Here is a 25,954-nt window from a genome sequence, read left to right on the forward strand (position 1 = left end):
TGGCGCCGGGAAGCAAGTACTTGTCACCGGTAGGTGACCTGGAAATCGTACAATCTAAAGCATGGCTCCGAAGTTCGTTTCGAAAATCGAGGACACTGGGCGCAAAACCGTCCGGTGGGCCGTCGACGCTATCCGCGGTCCGGACACGCTCGACGAAGGCCTGTCGATGCTCACCGCACAACTGGGCATGTCCCCATCCCTCGACGAAACCTCCACGGAGTACCGCGAACCGGTCACTACCGCCCGGCCGAGCCCCGAGTACGCGCGAACTCTCCTCTACGCCCCTGACATGGATGGCCAAGCTGAACCGGGCGAAGTGGTCTGGGCCCCAGTGATGCTCGGCGAGGACCCGATCCCCCAGGAACGCGCCGTCACAGTCCTGGGCAGGCGCAAGCACGTCCTCCTAGGAGCACTGATCTCTGCGGACCCGCGCCATGCACAGAACGACAAGTGGCTCTACATCGGCTCCGGCCCGTGGGACTCCAAAATGCGCCCCTGTTGGATCCGTCTCGATAAAATCCTGGAAGTCCCCGAATCCGGCATCCGCCGCTCCGGCATCTTCATGCCAAAACGCCGCTTCGACCGTATCGCCACCAAGCTGCGCACGAACTACCAGTGGTCCTAGCCCTTCTGGTAATGTTTCGACAGTTGTCTGCATGAAGTTCGTGGTTTATCGCCGATCAGGACCTTGGGTTCGGCGCTAACAACCAGGGCGGGGCCTTTTCCCCGGAATCTCACGGCAGCACCCATCACCGATCACGGAAACAAGAGGCAAAGCCACATGGCAAACATCAAGTCCCAGCAGAAGCGCATCAAGACCAACGAGAAGGCACGCCTGCGCAACAAGGCTGTCCGCTCCACCGTCCACTCCTCGATCCGCAAGGTTCACGCCGCCATCGAGGCCGGCGACAAGGCTGCTGCTCAGAACGAGCTGCAGGTCGCTTCTCGCAAGATTGACAAGGCCGTCTCCAAGGGCGTCTTCCACCGCAACACTGCGGCGAACAAGAAGTCCGGTCTGGCTAAGGCCGTCAACAAGATCGAGGGCTAATCGCCTTCTGGCTTGAACCAGAACACCGCCTCCGCTGATTAATTTCAGCGAAGGCGGTGTTTTGTTTGTCCAGGTCCTGATTACTCGTCAGGGTTGAACTGGAACTCGAAGTCATCTTCCGCTGCTGCGGTGTCGGTGGCTTCTTCGGTCTCGTCGGTCGCAACCTCGTCATCGGTGGCGTTCTCGTCGGTGGTCAACTCGAACTGGTCGACGACCTCACCTTCCATGCAGACGATGAGGTACGTGCGCTCATCATCGCCGGTCACCGCAGTTCCGTACTCGGCGTCCGATGCAGCCTCTGCGGTGGTCTCGGCGTCAGCCTCGGTGCCGGCTTCGTCCTCGGTGGTAACTTCTGCGCCAGCCTCACCTTCGATGGTCTCACCGTCGGTGGTCTCAGCGTCGGCGGACTCCAAAGACTCGTTGGTTGCCTCAAGGTCAGAGGTCAGCTCCGGCAGTTCTGCATTGTCCACGATGGATGCAGCGCAACGGACGCCGTCCTCTTCCCGGTCATCGAGACCGGCAACATCCTCAGCCTCTTCCGGCCATGAGCCCTCATTGGCGTCCGCGACATCCTGTGCGGCCTCGTCCAACTCGGGGGACTCGGTGTAGATCGAGGAGAGGTACTCGTCGAGTTCCGTCTCGAAGGTCGCCCGCTCTTCTTCCAGTGCGGGGTCCTGCTGCTGCGGGGATACCCCCGGGGTTCCCGGGGTTTCCGGGAAGAACTGCTCAAGGAGATCAGAAAGGAAGCTTCCCGACGCCAACTCTTCGACATCAATCGGGCTGGCATTCGCCACGGCGGTCCCTCCGGTGAGGGTCAGTCCCGCCGTCGCGAAGACTGCAATAGTTCTCTTGACGTTGTTCATGCGCATGAGTGTAGGGGCTTTCCTACCGGAGTGAAAAGGGCAGAACGGATGAAATTTGCTGGCAGGCAGGCTTAGGCGTCTTTTTCAGAGTCCTCACAGAACCATACGGCCGTCGATGGGAACACAGTTGACCTGCGACTGCGACATGAATCCCTTGCGCACCATTAGTCACATCAGCCCCACCTGTAATTTCCGTCATGATTTTTGTACTTCTGGGCCAGGCGTACGGTCCCCTGCGGCTCACGCGGGTGTGCACGCAACGAATTGATGGCATTCCACACCATCCGAACCGCCCTACCGTCATCCACCTCATCCCAATGGATCCGCACCACCCGGTTCCCGCGGTTCTCAATCCGCACCTGCCGCTCCCGCTCCTTCATCACCACCCGATAGTCAGCCTGGTCCTTTTTCTTGTACTTCCCGCGCCCATCGGCCTCGACGACGAGCTTGGTCTCCGGGAAGTAGAAGTCCACCACTCCCGCGAACGTCCCGTCCTCATCGGCCAAGTGCACCTGCTGATAAAACCGCGGGAGACCTGCCTCGATGAAAGCCGCTTTCGCGAACGACTCCAGCGGCGTATCCGAGCGCTCATCCGCCCAGCTCAGAATCTCCTTCGATCGCGGATCCCTGAACCGCCCCATCGCATCGGTCGCGCACTCCAGCAGTTCCGCCGGCGGTACTCCGCGCCTGAGCGCACCTTCCACTGCCATCAGGCCCGGCGCGATACCCCCGTGCTTCCCGACGTTCCCAACAACACCCACCACTCCCCTACCCACCGTCATTGAGGCGATCCCATTGACCCGCACCAATCCCTCCGGAGGGACCTCCCGTTGCCGGGCGAGCACCTTCCGATCCAAGAGAGGTCCAGCCATCCTGAAGTTCCGGTGGTTCGTCGACGAGCCCAACTCGATGGGGAATATCGTGTGCGGCAGCGGCAGCCCGTGCAGCACCGTCGCTGCCTCGGACATGAGAAACCGACTCCGGTTCTTCAGCGCGGCGGCCATCACCGTGAGCCGGTACTTCTCACTGAGGTACGAGCGATTCCACGTGTCGGTATCCAGGAAGCACCCGGGATAGACCGTCACTGCCGTGCCTTGCCGAACTCGGTACCTCCATTGATCTTTTAGCTTCTGGTACCTGCGGTCAGCGACAAACAGACCCGACGAATGTTTGCCGGGGATCCCCTCATGACATGGAAATTCTGTAACGATTCTGTCTGTCCCCACCTCAGCGTCCTCCCCCGTGCCCGCATGAACCCACCCCGAGTCCATGTTGTCGACACACTGCTCTACACACTGGCCTATTAGCCTCTCTAGCGCGCGTCGACAGGCACGAATTGGGCCCGACAGACAGACCCTTCATTGGTGCACCCCGTCATGGGAGGACTGCGATCTGCATTTCCCCAGGTCACAAAAACCCAGATTCCTCCACAGACGGGGTGCACGAAAGCGGGGTCTACCGCCGACCCGCCCGATGGGACTGCGACGCCAACTGGCTGATCTCGATGACGGCCTTCTCTAGGGCGTAATCGAAGTTTCGAGCGTTGCCCTTGATGTCTGCGTCCAGGTCGGCGGCGACCTTCATGGCACGGGCGACAGCAGGTGTCGACCAACGCTGTGCCAACCGCTGAGTCTTGTCCAACTTCCATGGCGGCATGCCGAAACGTTTGGCGTCCTTGGCAGAGACCCGGCCAACCCCATGCAGCCTGGCGACATCGCCAACCATTCCCGTGATCGCCGAGGCCATCAACACATGTGGGACACCGATCTGGATGGCGCGTCGGGTCTGGGAGATTGCCTCTGAGGTCTGTCCGGTCAGGGCAAGTTCAGCAACAGCGAAGCCAGAGACCTCTGCCGTGGCCCCGTAATAGGTACGAACAGCGGTGACGGTGACCTTGCCCTCGGTATCAGCGATCAACTGGTCAATCGCCGTTGAGAGCTCCCTCAGATCAGAGCCGACCGAGTCGAGGAGAGCGTCGACGACATCCCCATTAGCCCGCTTACCGCGAGAACGGAACTCATTTTGAACGAAGCCCGGCAGATCACGGGCCTTCAGAGCCTCCGCCTCGAAGACTGCAGCCGATGGAGCAGCCTTGCGCAGGTCAGCAACCATCTTCTTCTGCCGACCTTCACCCGAGTGCTGGATGATGATGGTGACACCGTCGGCGGGCTCCTTCACCGAATCTACGATGAGAGCAGCCGGTTCCTTGCCTGCGTCCTGACAATCGGTAAGAACCACGATGCGATCCTCTCCGAATAGGGAGGGGCTCAGCAGATCGATGAGTTCGTTGTAGGTGAGGTCTCCGCCGCGGAGCTGGGTGAGGGGGATGTTCCGGCCGTCGGGATCTGAGTCGGTAGCGGCAGAACGTCGAACGGCCTGGACGATCGACAGTCGGGCGCGGTCAATGAGCAGACCCTCTTTACCCACGATGAGGTTCACGGGAGCCGCAGTCGCAGCTGCTGGAGTACTCGTCACGGCTCCATCGTGCCAGAGGACCCCCACACAGTGCCGTCCGGGTAGAGCACCTGCGGCCCATCCCTGAACGGACACACAACCGGGACACCAGAGGGAGTGCTGATCCACCGACGAACCCGCTCCCCGCAGTTGTCAGCGGAGATCCATGAAGGAGGCTCCTCCGATTCACCGATGTCATGGGCGCCGTCCAAGTCTGGGACCACCTCGGTGCGAGGACTTTGGGTTGGTTGTGCGGGATCGAGCCCTCCGATCGCTTTCCGGCATCGCCGATCCGGTCTGTTGCTGTCAGCACTATCCGAGGGAAAGACCTCTACCCGCTCCGCCACCACGCACACCGCCGCGATTCCTCCCGGTGGTGCGGTGGAGAGATGAAGGCCCAACAAGAGTGAGATGGCGACGCCAAGGGTGGTGAGGAGAAGGGTGGTGGAGGTGAGCGTCGGGAAGCAAAAGAAGAACACTGCCAGCCCAAGCGCAAAGACCACCCCGACCAGCCCCATGCCAGAGGCAGCTCCTGGGACCTGCGCGAACAGCGAGCCGACCGAGTGTACCCACCAGGCGAACGGTGCAGCCAGCCAAACGAGCGCTGTGGCGATAGGTGTGAGGCCGAGGAATACGAAGACGGCGGCTGCGGTGCCGAGGATCGTTACCGGTGCCACGGCCGGGGCGGCGATGAGGTTCGCGAGAATTGAGATGTGCGAGACGCGTCCGATGAGCAGAGCGAGCACGGGGACCGTCGCGATGTGAGCGACCAGGGTGACCGCGATGGCTCGGACGAGGACGGCTGGCCAGCGGGCGACCGTGGGGATGGTGAGCAGTCGTTTGGTGACCGGTGCGACCACCACGATCAGCCCGAAGGTCGCAGCGACTGACAGCATGAAACCCGGCGCGAGTGCCAGTTCCGGCACCATGATCAGCAGGATGACAATGCCGCAGGCCAGAGCAGGCACGGCATTTCGACGCCTCGACGCAACTATCGCAATCAACCCCACGATCCCCGTCATCATGGCTCGCAGGACACTCGGCTCCGTACCAACCACAGCGACGAATCCCGCGAGTGCAAGCGCTCCTCCCACTATGCGGATGATGGGGCCCGCCCAGATCAAGGCCCACATCGTCACGCCAAGGACCAACGCGACATTCGCCCCAGAAACCGCCGACAGATGTGCGAGTCCGGAGTCAACCATCATCGTCTCGTCGAGGTCAGTGAACCCGCGTTCATCACCCAGGACCATCGCGGGGATCATGCGGTCTGGACCGGAGGGAAGGGAGGAGGCGATGTTGGTGAGGCCGTCGCGAACTCGGGCGACGTGATCGTTCGGTACCGAAGATTCCAGCACTACCCGGAGGTTCACCGTGATCCCCGACAGGTTTGGCCGTGATGACTCCCCCACTCCGACGATGGCAGTCAGCGCGGTGCCCTGATCATGCTCCAGCAGGGACTGATCCCCGAATACTGTCACTCGACCTGGAAGTCCATCGATCTTCGCCTCAGCCAGTGCACCGTGGTTCGTCGAGCGAGGTGCGCGAGTGAGGGTCATGTCGACAGTCGCTGAATGGCCGGTGCTCTCGACGACTAGATGCGTGCGAGCAACCGCCTGGCGAATGCCGACTCCTGCAGCAAGAACCGAGCCGACCACCGCAGGCAGCACCAGTTCCCCCCGAATGCGCTGGTGCAAAAGAACTGCGGCAACAACCGCCAGGACCCCAGCCACCACGGCAGAGAACACCGGACTGTGCATGAAAAGCAGCATCACGACGCTCCCCCACCCCACAACCACCGCCGGTACCACTCGGAGATCAAACGCCAACGGAACTGCGATCGCGCCCTTCTTCAGGACCCGTGGTTCAGCTGGTCTCGGCTTCCGTCGTAGTCGAGCCCGGATTCCAGGGCTCACACCGTCACCAGGTCCTTCATCTGCGCGAACTTCGCCGGTCCGATGCCGGAGACCTCCATTAGCTGCTCGACGCTTCCGAACGGACCACTGCTTTCTCGGTGACTGACAATGTTCCGGGCAGTCGCCGGCCCCACTCCAGGGAGAGTCTCCAGCAGAGCGGCATCGGCGGAGTTGAGATTGACCAGGCCACCTCCCCCGCCGGGATCGACGCTTGGATCTGCAGTGCCGGTGCCNCCGGCACTTCCACCGCCTGCCATCGGTTCATCGGACACGACGATCTGTTCCCCGTCGGTGAGGAGGGCGGCGTGGTTGATGGAGGCGAAGTTGGCGTCGGGAAGAAGGCCCCCAGCTAAGTGGATTGCATCTGCCACTCGAGATCCCGGCGGCAGCACGACGACACCCGGGTGGTGCACCAACCCGACCACGGACACGACCACTTCTGTTGGCTCGGCAACTGCTACATCGGGTAGCGACTCGGACTGCTCCGTTGGAGCACTGACTGATTGCCCGATTGCCTCGACCTCCGGCATCGTCACAGGTCCTGGCCGCAGCAGCCACACCGCCAGCGCTGCGATCACCACCACACCGACGGCCGCGGCCCCGAGTACTGCCGGCCGGGTGACGGCCCATCGCCGCTGGCCGTAATCAATCGGCATCGCCTCGTCTGCTGGCACGGGAGCGAGCAGATCGTCGAGTCGCCGTCGTACGTTGTCCATGCCGCGGAGGCTAAGGGCCAGCGTGTAAGTGCTCGCTTCCTAAAGCCCCGCCTACCTCGGCCTTGTGTACAAATCCCGAACAGTGGATAAGCGCGAGAATCGCTGGGCGAGTTTACTTCTCGGTGTCCTCAGAGGCAGGAGCGTCAGTGTCGTCGTTGTCCGACTGATCATCCTGGGATAGCCGTCGGAGGAAACCCTTGAGCAGCCCCTTGGGTTCGGGGCGATCGGTGTCAGCGGTACCGGCCGGCTTCTCGGTCACCTCAGCAGTGTCGACACCATCGACCTCATCCAGTGCTTCAGCGAGCGCTTCAGCACGTTCTTTGGCCAGGCGACGGTTCTCTGAGTGAGTAGCAATCTGCGCTGAGACAGCCCGGATCCATTCGGAACCGCGAGCGGCGGCGGCGCCCAGGACGTCGGACTCTGCGGGCTTGTCCGCTGGTACGTCTGCAACCTCCGCTGCGTCTTCCACAGGGTTCGCATCAGCGCCGTCAGCGATCTCGACCGAGCTCACATCCCCGGCAACGTCCTCACCGACAATCGGCTCCACCTTCAACTCGTCGGCCGGCGCGTCCGCCTCCCCAGTGTCGGTCTCCAGCACCACACCACCGGCCGAGGTCGAATAGACCAAACCCCCATCGGGAGTCCCGGGTTTACGGGTGCGGGCGGTGGAGGGAGTGTCCGGGTGAGCGTCGTTAAGCGAGACTCTTTCATCCGGAATCATGGAAACAAAACATGCCTCCGGGCCAGTATGGGCAAGCAAAGACGGCGGAAGTTCAGTCAGGTGGATAGTGCTGCCATCCGGGAGGTTGTCCTCCAAATGCTCCTGGATTGTCTCCACCAGGTCAGTATCGCCGCAGTTCATGATGATGCATTGCGCAGGCAGTCCACCTGCCACCGCAGTGCACCGCTCAATCAAGGCCTCCAACACCTTGGTGATAGTCCGGTGCTTCGCCACGAGGTTGACCGAACCGTCCTCGATCCCGATCAGCGGTTTGATGGCCAACGCGGTGGATAGGACCACCTTGCCGGTGGAGATCCTGCCACCGCGACGCAAGGAGTCCAGCCGTGGTACATAACCCCACACATGGGAGCGGTCTATGATCTCTCGCGCCGCCGCCGTGCATTCGCGCAGCGATCCGCCATCCTCGGCAACCTTGGCTGCGGCCACGGCAGCAAAGCCCACGGCAGCGCCCACGGTCCCGGTGTCGATGACTTCGGTATTACCTACTGCCTCACCGGCGATGACGCCATTGGACCAAGTAGAGGAAAACGTCTTGCCCACATGGAGCGCCAGCACGCCCTTGTCCCCTGCTCGCTCCTGGGCGCGGGCATACGCAACTGCAAGATCTAGCGTCTGGATGGCAGAAGTGGAGGCCTCCCCACCATCGGAATCGACCGGCATTGGCACCACAGCGATGTCGTAGTCGAGGGAGTCAGCAAGGCTCAGGCAAGAGGTGTCGTCGACGACAATTTGGACATGACGTGCATTCATCGTTCCTCCACCTGATCGATCGGTTGACTGGCTGTCAGACGGCGGTGTCCACCAGTTCTGGTGGCCCCCAGTTTAGGCAGTTCAGGCCCGACTCACCGGACGGGAGTGGGGGTCAATTCTGCGTTGAAGGCATCAAGGTTCCAGCCAAGGGTGCCGTCGGGCCGGATGCTGGTGCTCAACTCAACCCACGCGGTATTGCGCAAGCCATTGAACAGGAAAAAATGCGACAGCGGAACGCCAGTCAGCGAAGCGGTCAGCGCAGCGATCGACCCGCCGTGTGCGACGAGCATCGTGGTGCTGCCAGGCCAATCCACGTGTGTGGCGATCAGTTCATCGACCACCGAACGCATCCGCTCAGCCACAGCCACGCGGGATTCGCCTCCCGGCGGCGCCCACTCAGGGTCATGCCGCCAGCGGTAGCGCGCGCCAGGGAACTCCACGTCGACTTCGGTGTGGGACATGCCCTGCCACTCACCCAAGAGGGTTTCGCGCAGTCGCGTGTCCTTTGCGACATCCAGGCCCAGCAAATCGCCCACAGCACCAGCGGTGTCGTAGGCGCGCTTGAGGTCAGAGGCAATGATCCGAGTAATCGCGTGGGTACGGCCAGTGCCGACAGTCGAGGCGCCAGAATCGGCACCTGCATCCACACCCGAATCAGAGACCACCGGACCACCGGCGAAGAACCCCGCCACGGCGGCTGCTTGGGCCTCACCAGTGGCGGAGAGGTCAGTATCCATCTGCCCCTGCATGCGACCGGTCGCGTTGTACGTAGTCTGACCGTGCCGCAGCAGGATCAGCTTCCGCGACTCGGACCCGAGCGCGGACTGGGACTGGCCCGGCTCCACGGGTTACAGCTCGTCAGAATCCGGGCCAGCAGATGCCAGCGGGATGTCATCGATCGAGCGGGCGTTGCGCGAGGCATCGATGCGGTCCTGCGGCTCACCGGAGTAGTCCAGCGGGGTGCTCTGCTCCACGCCTTCGACCTCAATGGTCGGGCAGTCCTTCCACAGGCGGTCGAGTCCGTAGAACTCGCGCTCTTCGTGGCGGAATACGTGGACAACGAGCATGCCGTAGTCCAGCAGCGCCCAGCGGCCCTCGCGGACGCCTTCGCGGCGGACGGGCTTGGCACCCAGGTCGCGGAGGTCATCCTCGACCTCTTCCACGATGGCGTTGACCAGGCGCTCGTTGTCGGCGCTGACCAGGACAAAGGCGTCGGTGATGGTGAGCGGCACGGAGACGTCCAGAACCTGGATGTCCTCGCCCTTCATGCGGTCTGCGGCGACGGCTGCTGCTGCGGCCAGCTTGGTGGTCTGTTCGGAAACGGTCACGGTAGGGTTTTCAGCTCCTGCTTTTCGGATTCCTGCGGGGTTACCTCAGGTGAGGCCTGCGGTTCGTCGTCGGTGACAGACTGATACAGGCTTCTTTTGGCAATGTACTGCACAACACCGTCAGGGACGAGATACCAGACCGGCCGGCCCACCTTCGCGCGGTCGCGGCATTCGGTGGAACTGATCGACAGCGCGGGGATCTCGATCAGGTGCAGTCGGTCCGGTTCTACGTCCGGCAACTCCGCCGTGGCGAGGTCGAATCCCGGACGGGTAACACCGACGAAGGTCGCCAGTTCAAAGAGCTGCTCCCAGTTTCGCCAGGTGAAGATCTTCTGCAGTGCGTCTGCGCCGGTGATGAAGAACAGTTCAGCATCGTTGAACTGGGCTTTCAGGTCCCGGAGGGTGTCTGTGGTGTACGTCGGTCCCGGTCGATCAATGTCGACGCGGGACACCAGGAACCGGGGGTTGGACGCGGTGGCGATGACGGTCATGAGGTATCGCTCCTCACTATTTGTCACCGTCCGTCCGCGCTTCTGCCACGGCTCGCCGGTGGGCACAAACACCACCACGTCCAGGTTAAACCTGTCCGCCACTTCCGACGCCGCCACCAGGTGTCCATGGTGGATCGGGTCGAACGTGCCACCCATGACGCCGACGCGCCGGGGGTTGGTAGTGTTCGCACTTCTTGACATGGGTATTCACCCTAGTCGGCCCCGGGCTTGTTCAGAAAACGAATTGCTTTACGACGTCCCCGTCTCCCCACCACCCGCCCCCGACTGTGGACCTACGCCCCGATACTGCGCTCGGCTGCAGCAACGGCCCGCTCGGCCGAACGGATCGCATCGGCGGCTTCAATGCGGTGGATGACCTCTGCCGCGACTGCGTCCTGGATGCCAATATCCAGGTGGGAGGTGAATCCAACACAGGTGCAATTGAACTCGCCTAGGACGTAGGTGTCGGTGGTGGCGCCGTGGGCGTCGGGAGCATCGTCGAGCATGAAATCCGCCGTCCAGATCAACGGGACGCTGCGAACATTAAGGCGTTGCCTAATCGAGTCGAACTGACTGCGGAACAGCTCCACGAGCGAGGACCACTTCTCCGGGGAGTCATAGGTATACGTCGCCCCGGAGAACAGCGTCGCCGAGAACGCCCCTTCGGTCTGCGCGGGCTTCTTGTGCACCACGAAGACCGGATCGGAGCCGACCATGAGGATGCGGATCTCTCCTTCGACGATGCGCGGCAAAAAGCGCATGTCCACGATCAGGCCGTTATCGCCGACGATGTACTGCTCACAGAAGCTCATGAACTCATCGAGAGTGAACTCTTCGGTGTGGTTGTCCACCGCTTCGGTGCAGCGCAGTTGTGTGTCACCGGGCAAGGTATCGCCGACGGTGTACGGACGCTCATCGATGACGACGACCCGCCAGATGCCCGACCCGATTGAGCCACGGTTCTGCTTGAGCACCCGCTCTCCCCGGGAGATCGACTGCGGGAAGACGGTGCGGAAAGTCTGGATGTCGTAGTACGCATATGTATCGTCCGGTACCAATCCGGTGTCCGAGAGTTTCACCAGTGCATCCTTGGCACCGAAGGTGGTCATGTCGCCTGGATGTGACATCGCGACCAGCCCTCGGTCCGACAGCCCCCGCAGCAGATCGAAATAGCCCTGCTCCCCGCCGGGAATACTGCCTGGGTTCACGCGGGAGATGTAACCGTCGAACTTTGCGGCGGCGTAGGCGTGGATCTCCTCGGCCCACTCGGGGCGATAGAAGATGACCTCCGCGTCCCACCAGCGCGAGCGCAGCGCCTCGACGATCGGCAGGGTGTCTTTGCGGTGGCCATTGATGGTCTTGTCGGAGCCGCCCTCGACTTCGAAGATGACGATGTTCTTGTGCATCGGAATCCGTACCTCTCGCGGTGCGTGGGATGTCCACGGTCTGCGGACACCGCGAACGTAAACCCACCACACTGGCCCCGTCGCCCTGCAGAGGCAGTTTTCACCGAGCCGTCACCAGGGATTCAGCACACGGGGTTGATCGGTGTCTGCGCTGATCAACCCCGCGTTAGAAACTACCGCAGTGATTCGGCATCTGCACTCCATGGAACGCCGCCATCAGGTACGTGTACGCCACTGGCAGGTCGGTGACCATTGGCAGCATGTGTGTCACGCCATCGTCCCCGAAAAGGTCCGGCAACTGGTTCGGGTAAAACACCACATTCGAGCCCAGCGCACAGTAATCCTGGGCCAACTGCTCCGCCTGCGCCACCGGGATCGCCTGGTCATTGATGCCGTTTTCCACCATGATCGGCGCGTTCGTTGGCTGGGTACCCAGCTTCTGTGCGTCCAGGTAGGCACCGACTTCGGGCAGTTCGGCAACAAGTTCGTCGAAAGTTAGTCCTTCCTTCGTCATCTGCGCGGTGCCAGTCAGGCCAGCGGTCTCTCCACCGAGGAATGCCTCGATGTCGATGCCCTCATTGAGATTCAATGTCCCGTCAGAGACGCACTCATTCCGAGTGATCTGCAGGAAGCGGATCCCGTCCTCATTGAGGTGTTGTCCCACCAGGTTCGCAAAGTCCGGACGGTAAACGAACGACGAGTTGATCGCATACCCAAGCGTCGACAGCAGCGAGCCGCCATCGATCGACGGCAGGACCTCACGCAGGTTCGCCGGCGGTGCCCCGGCGAAGGTGCCCGCGACATTGAGGTCCGGTGCGTAACCGGCGGCGCGCTCCGCCGCAGATGCCGCTGCCCCACCGCCCTGGGAATACCCCAGGAAACCTACCGGTGACTCGCCCGGGGCGCCGGCGAGGTTAATGGCGGCGCGGGAGGCATCGATAAGCGCGTTTCCTTCGTCAACGGAGTTGACGTACGTATGTACGCCTGGCGTGCCCATACCGATGTAGTCGGTGACCACCACGCGGATGCCCTGGCTCGCGGCGAGGTAGGCGTTGAGGAGCTCGATATTGAGCCCGTCGAGCTCCTGCTCCGCGTTGAAAGTGGCGAAAAGATATTCCTGGGAGGAGGGCGCGCACTTGTCGCCCTGTCCCACCGTTCCCGGGGCGATGGCCAATGTGGGCCGCTCGCCAGTGCCGGGCCACGGGACCGTCGGCTCGATGACAAACCCGGTGACTCCGACCGTCGCCCCCATCTCATTGGTCGACGAGTACATGATCTTCGTCGCCGCACCGGGCCAGGTCATTCCCGTGAGATCCAACAGATGCTGAGCCGATTCACTGCGAACGATCTGACCGGCTGCGGGCAATTCTGCTGGCGGGTGATAGAAGGGGTCATCCAATCCAGCATCGTCGGGGGTCAGCCCGTGCTCGACGGGATCAAACGGCTTCCCGACGTCCACCTCCCCATCCCACGCCGGCCCCGCCACCGCTGGAAAAGCAGTAGCAGCCGTGAGCGCAAGGGCGAGAGATGCTGCAATAGACGCTGTCACACGATGCTTAATATTCTTCACAGAACGCCATTTAACACTCTTCTCAGGAGAATGTCAGGGCTTAGCGGTCCTCGATCAGAATGCGCATCGGCGTTATGCCCTCAAATCAGAAGGTGCCGCAGTCGTTCGGCAGTTCCTGGTCAGTGAACGCCAGGTACATGTAGTTGAAGGAGGTCGGCAAGTCAGCGAGCATCGGGAGGATGTGGCCTATCGCGGACTTCGGCAAGATCTCCGGGATGTTGCGCGGTTGGTATGCCACCTGGGCACCCTGCGCGCAGTAGTCACGGGCGAGCTGTGTCGATTGACCGTGCGGGATCGCATCATCATTAACACCGGTTTGCACCATGATCGGGGCATTCGGGAGTGCCGTTCCCAGCTTCTGCTCCTCCAAGTACTCCGAAAGCTCGGGCACGTCAGCAATCAACTCGCTGAAGGTGCGGCCATCCTTGGTCAGCGTGGAGGAATCGGTCAGCCCATAGGTGAGGATTGAGTCGCCGATGCAGGCCTCACGGGAGTCCTTGAGGAACTGAACCCCGTCCTCATTGAGGTAGTCAGTGACAAGAGCTGCCAGATCGGGGCGGTACTGCAGGCCTGAATTCAGGGCGTACCCAAGGGCGCCGAAGATCAGGCCATTATCGATGGCCGGGAGTACTTCCTTGAGGTTCGCAGGCGGCGCACCGGCGTAGGTCGCTGTGACATTCAGATCTGGGGCGTAGCCACCGGCGCGTTCGGCGGCAGCAGCAGCTGCTCCGCCACCCTGGGAGTAGCCGAGGAATCCGACAGGCGCATCGGCAGGTGCACCTGCGTGGAAGATCGCAGCGCGAGCAGCATCGATGAGCGCGTGGCCTTCGTCGTCTGAGTTCACGTAGGTGTGGACCCCCGGGGTGCCCAGGCCAATATAATCAGTGACGACCACACGCATGCCCAGGGAACTGGCGGCATAAGCGTTGAGAATCTCGTAGTTGATGCCGATCGACAGGCTCTCCATGTCGAAACTGGCAAAGAGGTTTTCCTGCGCGGATGGCGCACACTGGTCACCCTGCCCCATGGTTCCAGGGGCTACGGCGACAGTAGGACGCTCTCCCCCACCGCCCCACGAGACGCTGGGTTCGATGACGAAGCCGGAAACTGCGACCGTCTCCCCGACCTCATTGGTCGAGGAGTAGAGGATTTTCTCCGCCTGGCCGGGCCAGGACAGTCCGGTGAGCTCCAGCAGGTGCTGGGCAGGCTCGGTGCGGATTAGTTGACCGGCCGCCGGCAGATCGGCGGGAGGCTGATAGAAGGGGTCATCCAAGCCGGAGCCGCCATTAGCCAGTCCGAGGTCCTCAAGGGTGACGGTTCCTGCTGAGGTCTCGTCGGTCGTCGGGTCCGCGAATGCCGCCGGTGCCACCGCAGTCACGAGGAGAGCGGTGGCGACGGAAGCGGCCGTCGCGCGAAATAGGTTTCTCATGCGGGGAACCTTAAGTGATCCTTGACCCGTTGGTAACAAGAATTCCCAAAATTTTCGTTGTAGAACCGCAACATTTTAGATGGACAATCGATCCCGCGTGGGACCCGATATGAATCGTCAGAAGGACCCGCAGTCGTTGGACAGCTCCTCGCCGTTAAACGCCGAGTTCAGATACTGCATCGACACCGGAATATCGGACAGCATCGGCAGAATATGCCCCAGCGCCGACTTCGGCAGGATCGACGGAATCGTGTTCGTGTGGAACGACACTGCCGAGCCCTGACCGCAGTAATCCCGACCCAACTGGGCCGCCTGGTCGTACGGGATCACGTCATCGGAGACACCGGACTGCACCATGATTGGCGTCGAGACGTTGAGCTGACCCAACTTCTGGTCGTCGATATAGGACTTAATCTCGGGGATATCAGAGAGCAGCGTCGCGAAGTCATTGCCGCTGGAAGTCAGCGTCGAGGAGTCAATCAGCGGGTAGTTGATGATCGAATCAAGCAGGCAGTGCTCACGCGAATCCTGCAGGAATTTCACACCCTTATCGTTCAGATGCTCGGTCACCAGCGGTGCCAGATCCTCGCGATATTCCAGACCCGAATTCAACGAGTAGCCAAGCACTCCGAAGATCAGACCCTGATCAACCGCCGGAACCACGGCGCTCAGATCAGCTGGTGGGGCACCCGCGTAGGTGCCCTTGAGGTTCAATTCCGGTGCGTAGGAGCCAACGAGTTCTGTCGCCGATGCCGCCGCGCCACCGCCCTGCGAGTAGCCCAGGAATCCAACTGGAGAATCAGCCGGCAGACCTGCATGCGACAAAGCGGCTCGCGCTGCATCGATGACAGCGTTGCCCTGATCGACGCGGTTCATGTACGTGTGCACACCCGGGGTACCCATGCCGATATAGTCCGTGATCACCACGCGCATACCCAGCGCGGAGGCAGTGTAAGCATTGAGGATTTCGTAGTTAAACCCGACGGAGTTGCTATCCGAGTCGAAGCTCGCCAGCAGCCCTTCCTGGTTCGACGGCGCGCACTGATCGCCCTGACCCATCGTACCCGGAGCCACGACGACCGTCGGACGCTCTCCCGCCCCATCCCAACTTCCACTCGGCTCGATGACCACTCCTGAGACTGCCACCGTCTCGCCAACATCATTCGTCGAGGAGTAGAGGATCTTCTCCGCACTGCCCGGCCAGCCGATCCCGGCCATGCCAAGCAGGTGCGGTGCCGCTTCGGTGCGGATCATAGATCCTGCAGCCGGCAACTCTGCCGGCGGCTGATAGAACGGATCGGCCAGTCCCGAATCGCCGGGAGCCAGGCCCAGCTCCTCAAGAGATGCCTGACCATTGGTCTGCTCTTCGGACGGTTCACTCGACGGATCCGCGGTGGCCGCTGTGACGCCCACCGCCGCGATGAGAGCCGTCGCAGTGCCCACCACTGCTGCACGCATAATTAATCTCATAGGCCAAACTGTAGGCTGATCCTAACAGTCTTTTCTGCAAAACCTTATAATGCGCTGTGTGGGCAATCATTTGAGCGTGCAGAAGTTACGGAACCGTTACCCTTGGTAACGGTTCCGATGCTTTACGACGTCTACTTCACCACCCCAGCACCCACACTCTTAGGCGCGGGTCTGACCGGTTCCGCGGATGATCCACTTGGTCGAGGTCAACTCCGGCAGGCCCATCGGGCCGCGGGCGTGCAGCTTCTGGGTGGAGATACCGATCTCCGCACCCATGCCGTACTCCTCACCATCGGTGAATGCGGTCGAGGCGTTGACCGACACAGCCGCAGAGTCCACCGCATTAGCGAACTTCTCGCAGACGTTCCAGTCGCGGGCAGCGACGGCGTCGGTGTGTCCGGAGGAGTGGTTATTGACCCAGTCAATTGCGTCATCGACGCCGTCGACGGTGCGAACAGCAATATCCATCGAGAGGTACTCGTCGGTCCAGTCGGTGGCCTGTGCCTCGACGAGGCCGTCGAGAAGCGCCGGGGTAACAGTGCCACGGACATCCTCAACGAGGTTGTCACGGTCGCCGTGCAGGGTAACGCCAGCATCCACGAGAGCCTGCAAGATCTTCGAGCGGTCTTCGGCGCTGAAAGCCTTGTCGATGAGGACAACCTCGGTGGAGTTACACACCGAAACACGGCGGGTCTTGCCATTGACGGCAATGGCGATAGCCTCGTCCAGATCAGCAGAGCCATCGATGTAGACGTGGCAGTTACCGGTGCCGGTCTCAATGGCCGGGACGGTAGCGCCCATCACAACGGCGTTGATCAGGCCGGCACCGCCGCGGGGAATGACCACGTCAACCAGGCCGCGAGCGGTGATGAGGTCCTGCACCGAATCATGGGAATCGCACGGCAGGAGCTGAACCAGATCCTCCGGTGCATCATGGTCGCGCAGAACGCCGCGCAGCAGCTCCACCAGAGCGGTGTTGGAATGAACCGCGGTCTTGGAACCGCGCAGCAGGGCCACGTTGCCGGACTTCAGCGCAAGGCCAAAGGCATCGACAGTGACGTTCGGGCGTGCTTCGTACACCATGCCCATCACGCCCAGCGGGACGCGCACCTGCGAGAGCTTCAATCCATTGGCAAGGGTGCGTCCATCAAGAATCTCGCCGACGGGATCCGGCAGGCTCGCGACCTGGCGCAGGCCGTTGGCGATGGCCTCGATGCGGTCCTCACCCAGACGCAGGCGGTCGATCAGGGACTCGTCGAGACCGCGCTCACGGCCTTCGACGATATCGCGCTCATTCTCCCCCACCAGGTGAGCGCGGTGCTTCATCAGAGCATCAGCGGCCGCCGTGAGAAGCTCGTTTTTGCGTGCTGACGTGTATCCCGCCAGCTCCCCCGTGACAGCCTTTGCGCGACTGGCCTTCTCAAGGACCTCGGCCCGCTCAGCTTTGCGGGCCTCAGTCGGATTGTCGGTCATTGCATTGGTCGTATCAGACATACATTCCAGCATAGGTGAATTAACCGTGGTTCACAGTCGAATGACCGACACCGCAGGTGACTACAGGCGTGAGGCGTAGTTCGACAGGTAGTCCGCGTGGATGACCGGTCGACGCATGGCGTCCGGCAGCTCCTCGGTGGTGTGTCCGACCATGTCGCGCAGTTCCTCTGAGTCGTAGTTCACCTCGCCACGACCGATGACCTCACCGGTCGGACCAACAATGTCCACGATGTCATGGGACTTAAATTCACCGTCAAAGGAGGTAATTCCGACCGGCAGCAGGGACTTACGGCGCTCGGTGACAGCCTTCACTGCACCAGCGTCCAGGCGGATGATGCCAGCGGAGTCCGCGGCATACAGAGCCCAGAACTTCCATGCCGACAGGCGCTCATCACGCGGGGCGAAGGCGGTGCCGCAATCGGCCTGATCCAGAGCACGGTCAATGTTGTCAGTAGAAGTCAGCAGCACCGGCACTCCACCACGGGAGGCCAAACGGGCCGCGGAAACCTTGGAGGCCATTCCGCCGGTGCCCAGTGCGCCACCGTCACCAGCTGCGACACCACGCAGGTCATTTCCGGTCCAGACCTCCGGCACGAACTGAGCACCTTCTTCGGAGGGATTGCGGTCGTAGAGTCCTTCCACGTCCGACAGCAGCACCAAAGCATCGCAGTACACCAGGTGGCTGACCAGAGCTGCGAGGCGGTCATTGTCACCAAAACGGAACTCAGAGGTCGACACCGTGTCATTTTCATTGACGATCGGGATCGCCGAGAGCAACCGCAGACGATCAATGGTTTGCTGCGCATTTCGCGCCCGTTTGCGGTCACCGGCATCACCACTGGTGAGCAGGACCTGAGCGGTGGTGCGGTCGAATCGACCGAAGGACCGCGCCCACTCCTGCGCCAAACGGACCTGACCGACGGCAGCTGCAGCCTGCTTGGTCGGCAAATCCGTGGGGCGAGTGGCCAGACCCAGTGGGCCCATACCGGAGGCGACGGCGCCGGAGGAGACGAGGATGACGTCTGAATCCCGTGACATGCGGGCCTCCAAGGCCTCCGCGATCCGGTCGATCTTCTTCGGGTCCGTCCGACCATCTTCACCGGTCAGAGACGAGGACCCGATCTTGACCACAATGCGCTTGGCATCTGAGATCAGATCGCGGGTGGAACTGGAGTAAGGCGGGTTCTTCATGGTTACGTGTAACGCTCCCTAGTAGCTTTCTCGTTCTCGAAGTGGTACTCGTCGATCAGGCCACGACGCGCCTGCGACGCACGTTTACGAGCGGCTGCACTCGTTCGGTCCGTGGTTCCCAGGCGGCGGTCGGTGCCGCGTCCGGTGTTCATTTCCATGTCCTCACCGGCATGCGTATGCGGCACCCACTCAAAGGTGGCCCACCCAATGGTGACAGAACAACCCTCGACCGCGCCTGCTTTTCGCAAAGCATCCTCGACGCCCAGACGCGCTAGGCGGTCGGCCAAATATCCCACTGCCTCGTCATTTTCGAAGTTTGTCTGGTTGATCCAGCGTTCTGGTTTGCGGCCTTCGACGATGAATGCACCGTCCTCCTGCGGGTCCGAGACGATCTCGAACTCCTTCTGGCCACGCACGCCCTTGGGGCGGACAACCTTAACCTCCGGCTGGGTGGCGCCGGCATCGACCGGGTTATCCCGACGGAACTGCTTTACGAGCTCAAGCAGGCCGTACTTCAACGGCTCCAAACCCTCGCGTGCCACCGTGGAGATGGCGTATATCGGCCAGCCAAACTGCTCGAGGTCCTCGCGCATGAACTCAGCCATTTCACGTGCATCCGGCACGTCAATCTTGTTCAGGATGATGGCCCGCGGACGGTCCCGCAGATCACCCAAGCCCACATCGGAATCCAGAGCAGACTGGTAGTTATCGAGTTCCTTTTCCAAGGCCTTGATATCAGAGACCGGATCACGGTCGTGCTCGAATGTCGCACAATCGACGACATGAGCCAGGACAGCACATCGCTCGATATGACGCAAGAAGTCCAGCCCCAGTCCCCGACCGTCAGAGGCACCGGGAATCAACCCCGGAACGTCCGCGATAGTGAAGGACTCGTGTCCGACTTGCACCACACCAAGGTTCGGCTGAAGGGTCGTAAACGGGTAGTCACCAATCTTCGGCTTCGCCGCCGACAGCGAGGAGACTAGCGATGATTTTCCGGCGGATGGGAAGCCCACCAGGCCAACATCGGCCATGGACTTGAGCTCAAGAGTCAGAGCCTTCTCTTCACCCGGCTCACCGAGCAAAGCGAAGCCCGGGGCGCGGCGGTACCGGTTCGCGAGGGCCGCGTTTCCGAGGCCACCTCGTCCGCCTTCGGCAGCGACGAAGCGCATGCCCTTCTTGCTCATATCGGCCACGACCTCACCATCGGCGGTCAACACCACCGTGCCAATCGGGACCTTCACGATGAGGTCTTCACCGTTTGCTCCATTGCGGTGATCACCAGCGGCTTGACCGCCCTTACCTGACTTCAGGTGCGGATGGAAGTGAAAGTCAAGCAGGGTGTGTGCGTGTGGGTCGACTTCGAAAATGATGTCTCCACCATTGCCGCCGTTGCCGCCATCAGGGCCGCCGAGCGGCTTAAACTTCTCGCGCATCACGGAGCTGACGCCATGCGCGCCGTCGCCGGCCTGCAGGTGCAGGACAACCCGATCGATGAAACGTGACATTCAGAACTCCTATAGTGCTGCTGCGCGCCGAATCCCGGCGTTCGTGACTAGCGGGCCCTTCACAGGACCCCAGAATACGACAAAGCCGCCGTCCCCTGGCGGTACGAGGTACCGGGGACGGCGGCGTTGTGACACGGCGGTGAAGCCGGTCAGGTCTGTTCAGCGAGGCTGAGCAGACCGGGGCCGTCGTTAAAGCTTAAGCTTCAGCGCTCTCCACGATGGAGACGGTGCGACGGTTGCGCTTGGTGCCGAACTCGACAGCGCCGGTCTTGAGCGCGAACAGAGTGTCGTCGCCACCGCGACCGACGTTCTCGCCCGGGTGGAACTTGGTGCCGCGCTGACGCACGAGGATCTCGCCGGCCTTGACCTGCTGACCGCCGAAGCGCTTCACGCCAAGGCGCTTTGCCTCGGAGTCGCGACCGTTGTTGGTGCTGGATGCACCCTTCTTGGAAGCCATGATTTTCTCCTGGAAACGTGAGTGGAGGGGAGGCCGATTAGGCCTTGACCCCGGTGACCTTCAGAACGGTCAGCGGCTGGCGGTGTCCCCAGCGACGCTTGTAACCGGTCTTGTTCTTGTAGTGCATACCATTGATCTTCGGACCCTTGGTCTGCTCAACAATCTCAGCGTTGACGGTGGCGTTGGCAAGCTTGTCGCCAGCGGTGACGTCTGCGCCATCGACGAGCAGAACCGGGGTGAGAGACACGGCAGTGCCGGCTTCTCCCTCGATCTTCTCGACCTTGACGAGGTCACCTTCGGCAACCTTGTACTGCTTGCCGCCGGTCTTGACGATCGCGTACATAGGAGGGCTACCCCTTTTTCTTGGTTTACTCGTTCGGTCGGCACAGAGCCTTCCGAGCTGGACAATTTCTACTGCGCTCACTTGCCGCAACCAATCGGAACTGGTGCAGCCTCAGCATTTTCAGACGCGGTGAAGCGCCGGTACATACCGGTGAACAGCGACTGTGCAAGAGTAGCCAATAAGGGACCCAAAAGCCAAACCGCCCCGACAGAAACTGTCAGGGCGGTGTAACTATACGCCGGGTTAGCTGTTCTTGCGCACTACCCGTCGGCGTGAGCGGCTCGAGCGGTTACCGCCGGAGTTGCCGCGCGAAGAGCCCTTCGCACCGCTTACCGACGATCCCGTCTCCACCTTCTCATTCTTCTTCACCGGAGCCTCAGCCAGAGTCTGCTGGGCCTCCGGCTGCTGCTCATCGGCGCCCTGAGCGTCCGCAGGGGTGTTCTTGCGAACTACCCGCCGGCGACGGCGACTAGAGGCGCTGGAGGTACCAGCCTTCGCCTCAGACTTCTGCTCCGACTTCTGCTGAGGCTTCTCGGCCTTCTGCTCATCCTTGGCCGGAGCCTCAGTCTCGAACGTGGCCGGGTCCGGTGCGTGATCCGAACGGGACTTGCCGCGGGTCGGTCGACGACGACGCGGCGACGCCTCGAACTTCTCCACTGCCTCCTGGTAGGTCTCACCTTTTGCTCCGGTCTCCGCAGAGCCAACAGCCTTGACGGCCGCTTCAGCAATCGGTTCGACCGTCTTCTCCGGCTTCTCCGGGGCCTTTTGCTCCGCAGCCTTCGGGGCCTGTTTCTGCTGTGCCTTCGGGCCCTTCGCAGAACCCTGCTTCGGAGCGCGCTTCTGCTCCGGCTTCTGGTCCTGGCGAACCACACGGCGACGACTACGACGCCTGGAGACCTCAGAGACGTACCGATCATCCGACGGCTCGTCCGGATCCTTCTCGGCAGCCTCAGCGGTGGCTGCAGCCACGACAGCGGCAATGGGGTCCAGCGCCTCATCGTCCTTATCGCTTGCAGTCACAAAGATCGAGTCAATTACTCCGAGAGCTGCCTCATCGGCACGCTCTTCTTCCTCACGCTGAGCGGAGGACTCGGTGACGAAGTAGTCATCGTCATCGCTCCACACTTCACCTGAGGTCGACGCGGGGGCCACCTGCCCATCTGAGGGCTCCTGCTGCTCCTGCTGCTCAGCCTCGGCGGCACGGCGCTGGTTCGCCCTGCGGCGACGACGGCGCTGGCTGCTCTTGCTCTGCGACTGACCTTGTTCCTGTCCGTCCTTGCTCTCCTGGTTGTCCCGGCTATCTCGAGAGTCCTTCTGCTCCGACTCTTGGGAATCCTTGCTTTGGTCCTTAGTGGAGGTAGAGGGAGTGTGGGGGCGGGAGGCGTCGGGAAGCGGCTTCTTCTCGCTCTTCTTCGGCGCATCGTCCTTATCGTGCGGACGCTGCGAACGCTTCGTGCGCGGCAACTCATGCTCATGTTCCACCGGGTCCTCGTGGATGAGGTAACCGGTGCCACGGCAGGTCTTGCACTCAGTGCTGAAGGTCTCAAGTAGACCAGTGCCCAGACGCTTTCGAGTCATCTGGACCAGACCAAGAGAGGTGACCTCAGAGACCTCATGGCGCGTGCGGTCACGGCCAAGGGCTTCCTTCACTCGACGAAGCACCAGATCCTGATTCTCCGGGAGCACCATGTCGATGAAGTCCACAACGATCATTCCGCCGAGATCGCGCAGACGCATCTGACGGACGATCTCTTCGGCAGCCTCGAGGTTGTTCCGAGTAACGGTCTCCTCCAGGTTGCCGCCGGAACCGGTGAACTTGCCGGTGTTCACGTCAATGACCGTCATCGCCTCAGTGCGATCGATGATCAGCGAACCGCCCGAGGGCAACCAGACCTTGCGGTCGAGAGCCTTCTCGATCTGCTCCTCGATGCGGTACTCGTCGAACACATCAGTGCCGCCGTGATCGCGCGGCAGGTAGCGGTGGACGCGGTCGGCCAGATCCGGCGCGACCTCATCGACGTAGCCCTTCACCGTGCGCCAGGAATCGCCGCCCTGGACGACCAAGGAACTGAAGTCCTCATTGAAGATGTCGCGGACGACCTTCAGCAGCAAATCCGGCTCTTCATACAGAGCCAGCGGCTTCGCGCCCTTACGGGCCTTTGCCTCTTCCGCACGGGTGGAGATGTCATTCCACTGCTTCTCCAAGCGCGCGATATCCCCGGCGATAGCCTCCTGCTCCACACCCTCAGCAGCGGTACGCACGATGGTGCCGGCGCCCTCGGGAGTGACCTCCTTGAGGATGCGCTTCAGGCGCTTGCGCTCCGGCTCCGGCAGCTTGCGGGAGATACCGGCAGACTGTCCGTCCGGAACGTAGACGAGGAATCGACCGGCGAACGAGATCTGCGTAGTCAGACGCGGACCCTTGTGCCCGATCGGGTCCTTGGAAACCTGCACCAACACCTGGTCGCCGGACTTGAGGAAACGCTCGATCCGGCGGGACTTGCCCTCCGGCCCCAGCGCACGCCAGTTGACATCCGCCGAGTACAGCACGCCATTGCGATCGTGCCCAATGTCGATGAAGGCAGCCTCCATCGACGGCAGCACGTTCTGCACGCGGCCGAGGTAGATGTTGCCGATCTGCGATTCTTCGGTCTCAGAGGTGACCATGTGCTCCACGAGCAGGTCATCCTCCAGCACACCGACCTGCGTGACGGTGCCTGAGTGGTCGTGGCGCTGACGATCGCGAACGACCATAGTGCGCTCAACAGACTCACGACGAGCCAGGAACTCAGCCTCGGAAATCACGTGACGTTTCTTGGACTGCTCACGGCGATCCGCGCGGCGACGGCGCTGCGCCTCCAGGCGCGTGGAGCCCTTAATGGCGGTGGGTTCTGCAGTCTGCTTTACGACGTCCCCTTCCCCACCTTCCACATCCTGCTCATCACGGACCGTGGACTGCTGCTCCTTGGGCTCCGGCTTCGCCGGGTTCTTTGGCGCAGGCGCGGACTCGGCCTCAGGCTCTTCCTGGGTCTCAGCCTCAGCAGTGGCTTCCTGCTGGTTCTCCGAGGAGCGGCCACGCCCGCGACCACGGCGACGACGGCGCGAGCGCTGCGAGCGGTTGTTCTCTTCATCGCCGGACTCAGAGCGATCGTCCTTTGTGACCGTCACGTCAGTCGGCTCAACGTCAATGACTTCGCTGTCACTGCGGTCTGCGCGATCAGTGCGATCAGTGCGGGTGTTCTTGCTGCCGCGGTTGTTCTCCACGGACTTGGGCGCCTGGAAAATCGGGGCGTCGACGGTCGTTTCGGTGATCTCGGCAGCCTCGGACTGAGAGCTGGATCCATCCTCATTCGACTCAGAGAACAGTTCCTGGGAACCCTGCACGGACTGGGTGGAGCCATCAGCCGACGTCGTGGTGCGTCGGACGGTACGACGGGTCCGACGACGAGTACGCACCTGCGGCGGACGCGGCTCAGAACCTGCTGCGTCAAGAACTTCAGCCTCAGTCTGCGCCTCGGTACGGGAGTCTTCCTCCGACGGAGCCTCAGTCTTTGCAGCGGCCGGAGCCTCAGACTTCGGTGCACTCCGAGCGCTCACCCGACGGCGACGCTTCGGCGCAGCCTTCTTTGCCTCCGGAGCCTTCTCCTCGGCAGCCTGGTCAGCGGCAGTCGCGTCAGCGGCCTGCTCGACCTTGGGCTCGGTCTTCTTCGGCTCGGTCTTTTTCGACTCAGCCTTCTTCGGCGCTGCCGTCTGCTCAGCCTTCTTAGTCTCACCAGCCGGCTCAGACTGCTGATCTGCCTGCTGCACGTTCTGCTTGCCGGAGCTGCGACGACGGGTCGTCTGCTTCGCCGACTTCCGCGCAGCCTTCTTCGGCTCGGCGGACTTCTCGTCCGTCGACTCAGTGGCCTGGGCAGCCTCCGGGGCTGCAGTGTCGGTGCTAGTCTCCTCTGCCTTCGGAGCCTGCGAGACCTGTTCCGCCGGGGCGGTGGTCTTCTTCGCAGCGGTCCGAGCCGCCTTCGCCGGGGTCTTCTTAGCCGGCTTCTTCGCTGCCTTCTTCGCGGTCTTCTTCTGCGCCGGCTTCTTATCGCCATCGGTACTGTCCTGCGCGCCGGCGGTGACGGCTGCGATGACCTTCGCACGCTCGTCCGCGGACACGGCAGACTGGGCGCGCTTGTCCGGAACTCCTGCGGTATCCAGTTCGCGGATCACGTCTTTCGACTGGATTCCCAGCGCCTTCGCCAGCGCGTGCACTCGCATCTTCTCTGGTGCAGCTGCATTGTCGAATGCGCGTGCCTGTGCAATTGTCTCCTGGCTGTAATTTGCCACGGTTATGTGATTCTCCTTCTAGATCCGCCCATGGCGACCCGGCCTCTCGTCCATCGACCAATAGGGGATGGAGGGGCGGCGCCGACAGATATTGAGTTCTTTAAAAGTCTGGTCGGAGTTCAGCGGTCAACTACGAAGATCGCGGAGCGAACACCTATCGGCCATTGTCGCATACATAACCATTTGGCCGTGTCCGGCACTCCGGTCCCTTGCAAAGCGATCCGCGGGTGAGATCTCCTCCCCCATCCGTCCGATACCCCGGTACGTAGAGCCCCGGCCGCATTTCCCCAGGTCGAGGGCAAGACTCCGCTACGAGCCGGGGGTCCGAACCTTAAGGAGCCGGTAACTCGGATCACAGGTGACTGATCCCGATCACGCGCATCAGCATTTGTCCAGGTCGCGCGAAGCGGAGGCGATCGAAATCGGCCATCGCTCAACCGGTGCATGAGTCG

The 25,954-nt window shown here is 61.9% G+C and carries 21 protein-coding genes; 2 read left to right on the top strand and 19 right to left on the bottom strand.

Annotated elements, in window-relative coordinates; genetic code table 11:
- The first annotated feature begins 61 nt into the window (after positions 1–61).
- Together YWU_RS14500 and rpsT are read left to right on the top strand one after the other, a co-directional pair.
- Complete coding sequence (locus YWU_RS14500) at positions 62–625, top strand: hypothetical protein (protein ID WP_051259879.1); 564 nt, start codon at positions 62–64, stop codon at positions 623–625.
- Positions 626–781: 156 nt separating this feature from the next.
- Positions 782–1,048: a 30S ribosomal protein S20 gene (gene rpsT / locus YWU_RS0101480; RefSeq protein ID WP_027019079.1), complete on the top strand. Its 267-nt coding sequence runs from the start codon at positions 782–784 to the stop codon at positions 1,046–1,048.
- Positions 1,049–1,128: 80 nt separating this feature from the next.
- On the opposite strand, the gene YWU_RS0101485 is transcribed toward rpsT, so the two are convergent.
- The 19 genes from YWU_RS0101485 to YWU_RS14520 form a co-directional block, all read right to left on the bottom strand.
- Positions 1,129–1,911, bottom strand: a complete 783-nt coding sequence (locus tag YWU_RS0101485) for a hypothetical protein (protein ID WP_156892661.1) — start codon at positions 1,909–1,911, stop codon at positions 1,129–1,131.
- 173 nt (positions 1,912–2,084) lie between these two features.
- Positions 2,085–2,996 carry a DUF559 domain-containing protein gene (locus YWU_RS0101490; RefSeq protein ID WP_169718865.1) on the bottom strand — a complete coding sequence of 304 codons (912 nt, stop codon included), beginning with the start codon at positions 2,994–2,996 and terminating at the stop codon, positions 2,085–2,087.
- Between the two features lie 370 nt (positions 2,997–3,366).
- Positions 3,367–4,386 (bottom strand): DNA polymerase III subunit delta, encoded by a 1,020-nt coding sequence (holA, locus tag YWU_RS14505; RefSeq protein WP_034646702.1) that lies wholly within the window; start codon positions 4,384–4,386, stop codon positions 3,367–3,369.
- The gene (locus YWU_RS0101500) at positions 4,383–6,281 is read right to left on the bottom strand and encodes a ComEC/Rec2 family competence protein (RefSeq protein ID WP_156892662.1); all 1,899 of its coding nucleotides are present in this window, start codon (positions 6,279–6,281) and stop codon (positions 4,383–4,385) included. Before YWU_RS0101500 ends, holA begins: the two co-directional genes overlap by 4 nt.
- The gene (locus YWU_RS0101505) at positions 6,278–6,997 is read right to left on the bottom strand and encodes a ComEA family DNA-binding protein (protein WP_027019083.1); all 720 of its coding nucleotides are present in this window, start codon (positions 6,995–6,997) and stop codon (positions 6,278–6,280) included. The genes YWU_RS0101500 and YWU_RS0101505 overlap by 4 nt, the downstream gene beginning before the upstream one ends.
- A gap of 112 nt (positions 6,998–7,109) precedes the next feature.
- Entirely contained in the window at positions 7,110–8,489 is a 1,380-nt protein-coding gene (locus YWU_RS17315; protein WP_051259881.1) for a DegV family protein, read from the bottom strand.
- Between the two features lie 92 nt (positions 8,490–8,581).
- Positions 8,582–9,334, bottom strand: coding sequence for a histidine phosphatase family protein (locus YWU_RS0101515; protein WP_051259882.1), 753 nt, complete (start codon positions 9,332–9,334; stop codon positions 8,582–8,584).
- A gap of 3 nt (positions 9,335–9,337) precedes the next feature.
- The gene (rsfS, locus tag YWU_RS0101520) at positions 9,338–9,817 is read right to left on the bottom strand and encodes a ribosome silencing factor (protein ID WP_027019085.1); all 480 of its coding nucleotides are present in this window, start codon (positions 9,815–9,817) and stop codon (positions 9,338–9,340) included.
- Positions 9,814–10,509, bottom strand: a complete 696-nt coding sequence (gene nadD, locus YWU_RS0101525; protein ID WP_027019086.1) for a nicotinate-nucleotide adenylyltransferase — start codon at positions 10,507–10,509, stop codon at positions 9,814–9,816. The genes rsfS and nadD overlap by 4 nt, the downstream gene beginning before the upstream one ends.
- A 92-nt stretch (positions 10,510–10,601) precedes the next feature.
- Positions 10,602–11,714, bottom strand: a complete 1,113-nt coding sequence (locus YWU_RS14515; RefSeq protein WP_051259883.1) for a Cj0069 family protein — start codon at positions 11,712–11,714, stop codon at positions 10,602–10,604.
- A 166-nt stretch (positions 11,715–11,880) separates the two neighbouring features.
- Positions 11,881–13,263, bottom strand: a complete 1,383-nt coding sequence (locus YWU_RS0101535) for a lipase family protein (protein WP_156892663.1) — start codon at positions 13,261–13,263, stop codon at positions 11,881–11,883.
- Between the two features lie 106 nt (positions 13,264–13,369).
- The gene (locus YWU_RS0101540; protein WP_027019088.1) at positions 13,370–14,713 is read right to left on the bottom strand and encodes a lipase family protein; all 1,344 of its coding nucleotides are present in this window, start codon (positions 14,711–14,713) and stop codon (positions 13,370–13,372) included.
- A 117-nt stretch (positions 14,714–14,830) separates the two neighbouring features.
- Positions 14,831–16,183: a lipase family protein gene (locus tag YWU_RS0101545; protein ID WP_027019089.1), complete on the bottom strand. Its 1,353-nt coding sequence runs from the start codon at positions 16,181–16,183 to the stop codon at positions 14,831–14,833.
- 159 nt (positions 16,184–16,342) lie between these two features.
- Positions 16,343–17,677: a glutamate-5-semialdehyde dehydrogenase gene (locus tag YWU_RS0101550; protein ID WP_027019090.1), complete on the bottom strand. Its 1,335-nt coding sequence runs from the start codon at positions 17,675–17,677 to the stop codon at positions 16,343–16,345.
- A gap of 60 nt (positions 17,678–17,737) precedes the next feature.
- Positions 17,738–18,868: a glutamate 5-kinase gene (proB, locus tag YWU_RS0101555; protein ID WP_027019091.1), complete on the bottom strand. Its 1,131-nt coding sequence runs from the start codon at positions 18,866–18,868 to the stop codon at positions 17,738–17,740.
- A 2-nt stretch (positions 18,869–18,870) separates the two neighbouring features.
- The gene (gene obgE / locus YWU_RS0101560; protein WP_027019092.1) at positions 18,871–20,376 is read right to left on the bottom strand and encodes a GTPase ObgE; all 1,506 of its coding nucleotides are present in this window, start codon (positions 20,374–20,376) and stop codon (positions 18,871–18,873) included.
- A 196-nt stretch (positions 20,377–20,572) separates the two neighbouring features.
- Complete coding sequence (rpmA, locus tag YWU_RS0101565; RefSeq protein ID WP_027019093.1) at positions 20,573–20,833, bottom strand: 50S ribosomal protein L27; 261 nt, start codon at positions 20,831–20,833, stop codon at positions 20,573–20,575.
- 37 nt (positions 20,834–20,870) lie between these two features.
- Positions 20,871–21,176, bottom strand: a complete 306-nt coding sequence (gene rplU / locus YWU_RS0101570; protein ID WP_027019094.1) for a 50S ribosomal protein L21 — start codon at positions 21,174–21,176, stop codon at positions 20,871–20,873.
- Between the two features lie 243 nt (positions 21,177–21,419).
- Positions 21,420–25,502, bottom strand: coding sequence for a translation initiation factor IF-2 N-terminal domain-containing protein (locus YWU_RS14520; RefSeq protein ID WP_051259886.1), 4,083 nt, complete (start codon positions 25,500–25,502; stop codon positions 21,420–21,422).
- Between the last annotated feature and the right edge of the window lie 452 nt (positions 25,503–25,954).

This window comes from Corynebacterium sputi DSM 45148 (genome assembly GCF_000427865.1).
GTDB classification, from domain to species: Bacteria; Actinomycetota; Actinomycetes; order Mycobacteriales; family Mycobacteriaceae; genus Corynebacterium; species Corynebacterium sputi.

Bases quoted from the DNA above. Each gene is read 5' to 3' on its own strand.
- YWU_RS14500 (WP_051259879.1), top strand. From the start codon at position 62: ATGGCTCCGAAGTTCGTTTCGAAAATCGAGGACACTGGGCGCAAAACC.
- rpsT (WP_027019079.1), top strand. From the start codon at position 782: ATGGCAAACATCAAGTCCCAGCAGAAGCGCATCAAGACCAACGAGAAG.
- YWU_RS0101485 (WP_156892661.1), bottom strand. From the start codon at position 1,911: ATGAACAACGTCAAGAGAACTATTGCAGTCTTCGCGACGGCGGGACTG.
- YWU_RS17315 (WP_051259881.1), bottom strand. From the start codon at position 8,489: ATGAATGCACGTCATGTCCAAATTGTCGTCGACGACACCTCTTGCCTG.
- nadD (WP_027019086.1), bottom strand. From the start codon at position 10,509: ATGTCAAGAAGTGCGAACACTACCAACCCCCGGCGCGTCGGCGTCATG.
- YWU_RS14515 (WP_051259883.1), bottom strand. From the start codon at position 11,714: ATGCACAAGAACATCGTCATCTTCGAAGTCGAGGGCGGCTCCGACAAG.
- YWU_RS0101540 (WP_027019088.1), bottom strand. From the start codon at position 14,713: ATGAGAAACCTATTTCGCGCGACGGCCGCTTCCGTCGCCACCGCTCTC.
- YWU_RS0101545 (WP_027019089.1), bottom strand. From the start codon at position 16,183: ATGAGATTAATTATGCGTGCAGCAGTGGTGGGCACTGCGACGGCTCTC.
- YWU_RS0101550 (WP_027019090.1), bottom strand. From the start codon at position 17,677: ATGTCTGATACGACCAATGCAATGACCGACAATCCGACTGAGGCCCGC.
- proB (WP_027019091.1), bottom strand. From the start codon at position 18,868: ATGAAGAACCCGCCTTACTCCAGTTCCACCCGCGATCTGATCTCAGAT.
- obgE (WP_027019092.1), bottom strand. From the start codon at position 20,376: ATGTCACGTTTCATCGATCGGGTTGTCCTGCACCTGCAGGCCGGCGAC.
- rpmA (WP_027019093.1), bottom strand. From the start codon at position 20,833: ATGGCTTCCAAGAAGGGTGCATCCAGCACCAACAACGGTCGCGACTCC.
- rplU (WP_027019094.1), bottom strand. From the start codon at position 21,176: ATGTACGCGATCGTCAAGACCGGCGGCAAGCAGTACAAGGTTGCCGAA.